Raw genomic sequence first — 1,156 nt, forward strand, 5'->3', positions numbered from 1 at the left:
GATCAGCACGGTGCGTCCGTATTCGAGCGTTTCATAGCTGGCATAGGCGAGCGCGCTGGCGAAGCTCAACATGGCAACGAATGGCGCGTTGAGGAAATAGGCGCCGAACACCGCATAGGCGCCGTTCAGCACCAGCAGCCAGAGCCCGCCCGCTACCGGCACGGCCCATGCCGACGGCTCGGCGGCGAGCGCCGCGCCGGCCGGCAGCAGGAAGAAGGCGAGCGACAATTGCAGCGGCAGCTGCACCAGCCGCAGCCACACGCGCGTGAAGCCGATGGGCGCCGTGCGCAGGACCGGCGAGCCGAGCGGCTGGCAGCGCAGGCTGAGCATGAAGACGAGAATGCCGCCCGCCAGGCCCGCAACCGCCGCCGGCCCGGCCGTGCGGCCGGCAAGGCTTGCCCATGCGCCAAGGATGGCCGCGGCCGCGAGCGGCAGACCGGCCGCGGCCAGCTTCCATGACGGCCGCAAATGGCCGCCCGGCAGTTTCCAGGCCCAGCTGGAAAGCCAGCGCGGGCGCGCTCGGTCGAGGCGGCGCAGCCACTGCCTTCCAACCGGCGCCGTCTCGCTCGCCGCCTCATCGAGGAGAAGACGTGGCCGCCGCAGACGCCAAAGGGCGGCCGTGCCGAAGCCCAGCGCAAACAGGACCGCCGCGCCCAGGCCCCAGGCCGCCGGCAACGGCTTTCCGATGACGGCGCAGGCGAAGCCGACCAAAACGGCAACCAGGACGCCCAGCGGCGCGAAGATCGCCAGCGTCGCCCTGCCGGCCATGTGGCGGCGCTGTCTGGAGCCAAGCGGCAGCGCCTTGAGGAAGGGCGCGAAAGCGCGTTCAAGGCAGAGCCTGGCGACCGCGTTGCCTGTGAGCGCCCCGAGCACGGCCAGGGTGAGCGGCAGGCTAAGAGTCCACAGGAGCTGGTCGTCCCGCAATTTCGGCGCCGCGGCATGCAGGGCAAGCACGATATCGGCGATCGCATAGGCCAGCAGCGCGCCGCCGCCGAGCCCGATCCAGGCGAGATCGCGGCACCGCATCGCCCGCAGGCCGAGGACCAGCTCGCGCCAGAGCAATATCAGGACAAGCCGGTCGTGCCGCATTGGTTCGCCATCATGGTTCCGACACGGAAATAGGTCACGGCAATTGTGCCGCGAGTGGGGCGATGGC

1 protein-coding gene is annotated in these 1,156 nt (G+C 70.6%); it reads right to left on the reverse strand.

The genetic code is table 11. From position 1 onward, the window contains the following. The coding region (locus EOA27_RS37375) for a hypothetical protein (RefSeq protein WP_127258824.1) at positions 1 to 1,089 on the reverse strand (1,089 nt) is incomplete at its 3' end. Positions 1,090 to 1,156: the final 67 nt, after the last annotated feature.

The organism is Mesorhizobium sp. M2A.F.Ca.ET.037.01.1.1, from assembly GCF_003998075.1.
GTDB lineage: Bacteria > Pseudomonadota > Alphaproteobacteria > Rhizobiales > Rhizobiaceae > Mesorhizobium.